Source organism: Helicobacter mesocricetorum (assembly GCF_900198605.1).
Taxonomy (GTDB): Bacteria; Campylobacterota; Campylobacteria; order Campylobacterales; family Helicobacteraceae; genus Helicobacter_D; species Helicobacter_D mesocricetorum.
In genome coordinates, this window is the sequence record NZ_FZPJ01000065.1 from 1 (window position 1) to 6999 (window position 6999).

At 33.5% G+C, this 6999-nt stretch carries 6 protein-coding genes; 5 read left to right on the forward strand and 1 reads right to left on the reverse strand.

Features of this window, described 5'->3' with window-relative positions; genetic code table 11:
* Positions 1-35: 35 nt before the first annotated feature.
* From C6H18_RS09250 to C6H18_RS09265, 4 genes are all read left to right on the forward strand, one after another.
* Positions 36-1013 carry an AfsA-related hotdog domain-containing protein gene (locus C6H18_RS09250; protein ID WP_104722805.1) on the forward strand — a complete coding sequence of 326 codons (978 nt, stop codon included), beginning with the start codon at positions 36-38 and terminating at the stop codon, positions 1011-1013.
* Positions 1006-2856 carry a cytochrome P450 gene (locus C6H18_RS09255; protein ID WP_104722806.1) on the forward strand — a complete coding sequence of 617 codons (1851 nt, stop codon included), beginning with the start codon at positions 1006-1008 and terminating at the stop codon, positions 2854-2856. Before C6H18_RS09250 ends, C6H18_RS09255 begins: the two co-directional genes overlap by 8 nt.
* Positions 2843-4336, forward strand: coding sequence for an MFS transporter (locus C6H18_RS09260; protein ID WP_158654910.1), 1494 nt, complete (start codon positions 2843-2845; stop codon positions 4334-4336). Before C6H18_RS09255 ends, C6H18_RS09260 begins: the two co-directional genes overlap by 14 nt.
* Positions 4337-4530: 194 nt before the next feature.
* Positions 4531-5661 carry a vWA domain-containing protein gene (locus tag C6H18_RS09265; protein WP_104722808.1) on the forward strand — a complete coding sequence of 377 codons (1131 nt, stop codon included), beginning with the start codon at positions 4531-4533 and terminating at the stop codon, positions 5659-5661.
* 17 nt (positions 5662-5678) lie between these two features.
* Here the strand turns inward: C6H18_RS09265 and C6H18_RS09270 are convergent, their stop codons facing one another.
* Positions 5679-6287 carry a nitroreductase family protein gene (locus tag C6H18_RS09270; protein ID WP_104722809.1) on the reverse strand — a complete coding sequence of 203 codons (609 nt, stop codon included), beginning with the start codon at positions 6285-6287 and terminating at the stop codon, positions 5679-5681.
* 121 nt (positions 6288-6408) lie between these two features.
* On the opposite strand from C6H18_RS09270, the gene C6H18_RS09275 reads away from it, so the two are divergent.
* Positions 6409-6750, forward strand: coding sequence for a winged helix-turn-helix transcriptional regulator (locus tag C6H18_RS09275; RefSeq protein WP_104722810.1), 342 nt, complete (start codon positions 6409-6411; stop codon positions 6748-6750).
* Positions 6751-6999: the final 249 nt, after the last annotated feature.

Here is a 6999-nt window from a genome sequence, read left to right on the forward strand (position 1 = left end):
AAAGAAAAGAAATGCAGTTTTAATGGGGGGATAAAATGTATCAAGATAACTTCAATGATAAAATTTTAAAGCGTTGGCAGCCTTGTTTTGATAATGTTGTTTCTAAGAGATTTGTTCATAAAGCATTTTTGAGTGAGGTATTTTTGACAGATTCTCATAAATACACTGATGATACCTTTTTGATTTCAGCTTTTTTGCCTAGAAGTCATTTGTATTACAATGATTCTATACGACAGATTGATGTTTCCCTTGTCTTAGAGGTTTTTAGACAATGTTCTATTTATATTTCCCATTCTTTTTGTTCTATTCCTATAGATTTTAAATTCATTTTTGACAGTGCCCATTTCAATATTCTTAATAATTACTTAGATAGTAAGAACGTAACCGATAATTATCGGGTGGTTATTGTGGCTAAAATAGTTCAATCTAAGATAAAGAAAGGTATTCTTGTCGGGATTGTATTGGATATGAGCATGTATATTAATTCACAACTCTATGCAACAAAGACGATGGATATTTCTTTTTTTCAACCCAAAATATGGGAAAAATTACGACGTTCTGCTCAAAATGTAGAATATAGTATTAACAATATACAGCCTGCACCAAAGGAAATGGTAGCCAAGAAATTGGATAGTAATATTGCCATTGGCAATCTTATATGTAATGACAAGATGTTTTGCTCAACTCTTATGCCAAATATGCAGCACCCCGCTTTTTTTGACCATCCCCTAGACCATATACCTGCTAGCCTCATATTTGAAAGCTTGCGCCAACATGCCCTGTTTGCAGCATTCCAATATAATGTCTCTGTTGAATGCTTATCGCTTAAAGAAATTATTGTAGAGTTTAAATCTTTTTGTGAATTTTTTAATGTAACCCAATGTTGTTCTGAAAGAAATGATGTGTATATGCAAAATGATGATTTTATGATTGATATACAAGTCATTTCTAATGATAAAGTCTGTGTTGTATCAAAGTTAAAATTTGCTATTTTAAGGATTGGCAATGATTAAGACTATTTGGTTTGATTTTGGCGGTGTTTTGTCTCCTCCAATTGGAGAGATATTTAATATATATCATATTAAGACGGGTATTTCTCCAAACCAACTAAAGGAAGCTATGCTTGACGTAGCAAATGCAATGAATATGCCAATGCTTGCCCCCATTGAAAATGCAGTTTTAATGGAGTCGGAATGGGGAGCCTTATTGCGCAAGTCATTGCAAAAACTATACCCCAATTTAGACACCACAAAAGCGGAGCTAGAAAATTTTGGCAAACAATGGTTTATGGGAATTGAAGCAAATGCTATAATGATATGGTTTTTTAAAAGCCTTAAAAAGCAAGGCTATCGGTTAGGTATATTGACTAATAATGTGGTTGAGTGGGAGCAGGAATGGAAAAAAATGATAAAATTAGATGAATATACCGATTTTATTGTTGATTCTTGCAAGTTTTTTTGTCGCAAACCTGATAAGGAGTTTTTTGCTATAGCAGAGAAAATATCGGGCAGCATAGGCGCTGAGAATCTATTAATTGATGATATTTGGGAAAATTGTTTATCTGCCAAAGAGAAAGGCTGGAATGTTGTTTTGTTTCAATCTAATGCACAGGTTTTAAGGGATATTCAAGAATACTTTATAGTCAATTTTCCAAGTATTAAGGATATTCCAGATTATGATTTTGTTCCTGACTATAAAGTTATTTCCGAATCAACTCCTAATAGCTTAGGAATGATTGAAATTTTAAGCGGACATCAGGCATACCATATTACTAATTACAAAGATGTAAGAGAAGTCTTAACAAGTTCTCAATGTTTGAGAAAACCAACAAACCAAATAGGTGGTGCAAGTATTTTGCCCACACTCACGCCCGATGAACTTTTATTGAATCTTGATGGTGATGCACACAAAAGGATGAAAGATTTTGCTATGAAATCTTATGGTGCTGCGAGTATAAATAATATTCAAGGTGATATGGTAAAGATTACACAAAAGCATTTAGGGCAATTAAAAGATTTGAAACATTTTGATTTATTCCCTGTTTTAGATTCTATTGTTATTGAAATTAATGCACATTTGTTGGGTATAGATTTGGATATGTATAAACAAATCTTAAAACCATTAAGTAAGACAGTGCAACTTGCTGATAAAAATAACACGAACAAACTCGTAGAGAATTTTACTCAGCTTTATCGATATATTATGAATATGATAGACGGCACACAATCAACCCAAAAAAATGGCATTATTGATTCATGGGTTCAAAATAGAGGCAAGGCTAATCCACCACTTTCAGATAAAGAAATTTGTGGTTTGCTTTTAGGTTCGGTATTAGGTGGATATCAAAATGTCTTAACGGGACTTTCTAAAGTTGTGTATGCTTTGCTATATTTTCCTATTTTGTGGAAATTATTACAAGAAGACAGGGATTTAATCTATGATATGATAAATGAAATTTTTCGGTTGACAAATTTGGGTACAGGTTCCACATTCCCACGAATTACTACAAGGGAGATGTGGCTTGTGCAGGGGGTAATCCCTAAGGGTTCTGTTGTGTATCCAGATGTCTTTTTAGCCAATAGAGATTCTTCTGTTTTTATCAATCCTCTGCACATTAATCCATTTAGAAAAAATAAGGCACATTTGCAATTTGGGTATGGTGCACATCGTTGTATGGGTAGGAATTTGGCTGAAATAGAAATCCAAACTATATTGCAAGAGATTCTTTTAGAGTTTCCCAATCTAACTATTGATTCTGATATTGAAATAGGGTGGGATAATGGTGTTATCTTGCATCGCCCTAAAAATATTCCCGTTATTAATTTCGACCAGAAGGAAAATTATGAAATCCAATAAAAACCTCTTACTATTCACGGTGCTACTTGCAGTTTTTGTCGTTCCAAGCTCTATTTCTGGTACAGCTATCGCATTGCCATTTGTCGCTCAAGAATTGGGCAATGATCCTATTGCTTTGCAATGGGTTGTGAATGCGTTCAATCTATTTTTTGCAAGCTTTACGCTTATATGGGGAAGCTTAGCAGATAGGTTTGGTGCTCGAAAATGTCTTTTGTCCGGCGTTTTTGTCTACGTGTTGGGTTCTTTGCTTTCTGTTGTTGCACAAGATTTGTTCACATTGGATATTGCAAGAGCAATAGCAGGAATTGGCGGGGCAAGCGTATTTGCAAGTGGTGCAAGTTTGCTCATCCAAAATTTTGAGGAAAAACAAAGAGCAAAAGCCTTTGCTTTTTTTGGGACAACAGCAGGGCTTGGCATCACATTTGGTCCAACGATTTCAGGATTGCTTATTGATATATTTGCTACGGTTTCTGTTATAAATATGCCTGTTTCTTATCGTGCCATTTTTGCTTTTCATTTTCTTGTTCTTATTTTTGTATTGCTTCTAGCATCATCAATACCTAAAGACAAGATACATCAAAAAACATCTTTTGATTTTGTGGGCGCATCTTTATTTGTTGTATTGCTTTTTTCTTTCATGTCATTTATTAGCAATATGGCACATTTAAATACCGAATTTATCATGTCCATTGTTATTTTTGTTGCATCTTTATCTCTGTTTGTGTGGCAGCAAAAATCTCATCATTCAAAAGGAAAAAATCCTTTACTAGATTTAGAAGTTTTAAAGAATAAAGCTTTCTTTGGATTTACGCTTGTTACCGTGATTGCGGGTTTTAGCTTTGTTGTTTTGCTGACCTATTTCCCTAGTTTTTTGCAAGTAGTTTTTTCTCTTAGTGCTTCTGCTTCTGGTTTGTTTATGCTTGCTTTGACTACGCCTATGCTTTTTTGCCCCCTACTTGCGTCAAAAATGCTCAATGCGGGGTGGGATTCTAAAAAACTCGCTCTTTTAATGTCGTTTTTGATGAGCGTTGGCTTGATACTCCTTGCTCTGGTTTTATATTTTGTCCATAATGATTTGCAGATAATTCTCACATTATTACTTTTGTTTATTGTTGGAATCGGAATGGGCTTACATGCTGGCGCAATTGATAATCTTGCATTAAGCAGCATAGATTCAAATAGGGCTGGACTTGCAGCTGGTGTACTTAATTCTTGTCGATTGGGAAGCGAGGCTGTTGGTGTGGCACTATATGGCGCATTAATGCTCATTTTTATTACCATATCCGCAACAACAACGGGACTAGATGCAGAGTATATTAGCATTATCGCAAGTGCCAATATTGTCAAATTTGAGGGCGATATATCGCTTGCGCTCTCAATTTATCTTAAATCTTTTTGCGTATCCATTTCAATTTTGGGTGCTTTTTGCTTGATACTTTGTGTGGCAATTAGGAGGCTTTTGAGAAACTCAAGGGGTTAGTTTTAGTTTGCAAAAGGAGGAAATAATAGAGCTTTGCCCTTTGGCTTAAGGATAAATCATACTTTTGTCGCGCTAAGGGCAATGCTTGAAACATCTCTACTACTTGTTAGATTGAGCGAATGTGAAGTGTTTTTATTGTTTTGCAATGTAATTATTGGTAAAATTTAATTAAAACTTAAACAAGGAATGTACTTATGGAATCTCAAAAAACACTTATTTTAAATTTGCCCCTTAAAATAATATTTGGCTTGATTTTAACGCTCTCTCTAGCCTGTGCTAAGACATTATCAAATATCCCAGAAGTCGATGAAAACCTTATTGAAACTACGCTTCCTAATTTAATCTATGGATTCAAATGCAATAGCATACGCGATATATCGCATTTTGATCCGAGTGTTTTTTGGGTTAAAGATGGGGAAAGCATAAATTCTCAAAAAATCCCTAATGGGATACATTATATTCGCTTTGCAGGAAGGATTTTAGAGGGTGGGATTTATGACTATAAGAGCAATACATATACTAGCCCTAATAAAGAATTTATGTATTTTTTTAAAGATGATAATTTAAAAGTGCAGAGTATTTGCGATAAGCAAGAATTTATTTTAAGCAATTACCAAAAAGGTGAGGAGAAATTTAATCTCAAGCTCCGTGAAATACCTAGTAAAGAAATCGCTATTGTGATTAATATAGCAGATTCGATGAAGGATTATGTGCTTGCTTTTAAAGAAATTGCTCCTTTTATTGCAAAACATATTTTTAAAGACGAAAAGAGGGTTTATGCAAAAATCGCACTCATAGGCTTTAGTGCCTATAATATTAAAGATTTTGGTGATTCCATAAATGAACAAGATTTCATAAAAAATGCAGAATCTTTACAGACTCAAAAATATCCCACTGAAATGATTAATTACGCACTCATTGAGGGAATGAGCCATTTTACTAAGGATAATGGCTTAAAAAAAGAGATTTATCTTATCACTAATGGAAATCAAAGTGATATGTATAACGCTGATAAAATGTTAGCACTTACTAAAAATCTCAATCGCAATATTGTCTATAACTCTCAAGGATCTAAGGAGAATTGGGTAAAGATTCATATTTTCTCACTGGATAAAAATGTTTCTTTCTTAAAAATGTTAGCGGAAGCAACAGAGGGGAATTTTTATGAGCCAAATAGCATTTATGAGTTTAAAAAAGAGCTTTTAAAGCTTAGCAATGATGGTAAAGATGTTGATCCAGCAGAGTTTAAGGGCATTATCGTGCCTAGTAAAACGCATAAAATATATGATCCTGACAACCCAGATAATCCTCCCTTAGGAGAATAATCGTTTTTAAATCCGTATTAATAATAGCAAACTACTTCTTCTATACTTAATCGCTTCTTGCTATATTTTGGTGCTTCCTTCCTGAAGCCTAAGCTCAAAATAACTGCTGTTTCAAAGGGATAAGAAAGCTCTAAAAAAGAATCCACTTTATCCTTTTCAAAGCCACCTATCATACAAGTATCAATCCCCCTGCTCATAGCCGCTAAAGACATTTGCATCAATGCTAAATAACAATTAGCTTTGGCATAAGCATAAAGCTGTTCTGGATTGAGCGTATTTGTTTCATAAGTATAAGCATTAAGAATCTCTTCAAACTTTGCATCATCAGGAGGGCAGAATCTAGCTATTTGTTTTTTGATGTATTCATCTTTAGCCTGTAAATCCATTCTTGCTAGGATGATGATGTTATGGCTAGCAGTTGCAACATTTTCTTGATTAAAGCAAATCTTGCTTAAATTTTCATTGTCTTTTTTGCTAACTACAACAAATCTCCACGGTTCAAAACCGCAACTGCTAGGGCTTAATCGTCCAGATTCAAGAATGAAATCCAAATCCTCTTTTTTTATAATTTCATCGGTAAATGCCTTGCAAGCGAATCGCTCTTGGATAAGTTTTTCAAAGTTCATTATTTTTTCTTTATTTTTAATAAAGCAAAATTATAAATTAAACTTTTCAAAGATACAATACGGAAATAAAAGTAAGATACTTACCAAAAAGAAAGTATAAACATCCTCATTTAGGAAAATAATGACCAAAGAATTATCCTGCATTAAAGCGGAGAATCTAGCTAACTCACCTTTTGCCTATGCACTTTCTATGATAGCAGGAAAATATAAAATAGGAATCTTATATGCTCTATCTCACTTTGAACTATTGCGTTATAATCAAATCAAAAGATATATGGGCAATATCTCTTTCAAAACTCTTACCAATACTTTACGAGAGCTAGAAAAAGATGGTTTAGTAGAGCGTAAAGAGTATGCAATTATTCCTCCAAAAGTAGAATATTTTCTTACCCTAAAAGGAAAAACACTTATCCCTATCTTAGATGCACTCTGTGAGTGGGGAATACGTCACAAAGATTCGTAATTTTATTTTTAAATAAACTCCATTAGTAAATAACAGAAATTTAAATAGTCAATGGAATCTAAATTATTAAACCTAAAAAATAAAAAAACCAACCAACCCCCTTAATCTTAAAACCTTACAAACAAGAGTAGGAGACCTAGCTTTGATAAACAAAGCTGTCCTAATTGCTTGTAAGGTTTTAAACTTAAGGGAGTAAAGAAGTAAAGAGAATAAAGAATAAAAAGACTAACTAAAGAATAATAAAACCTA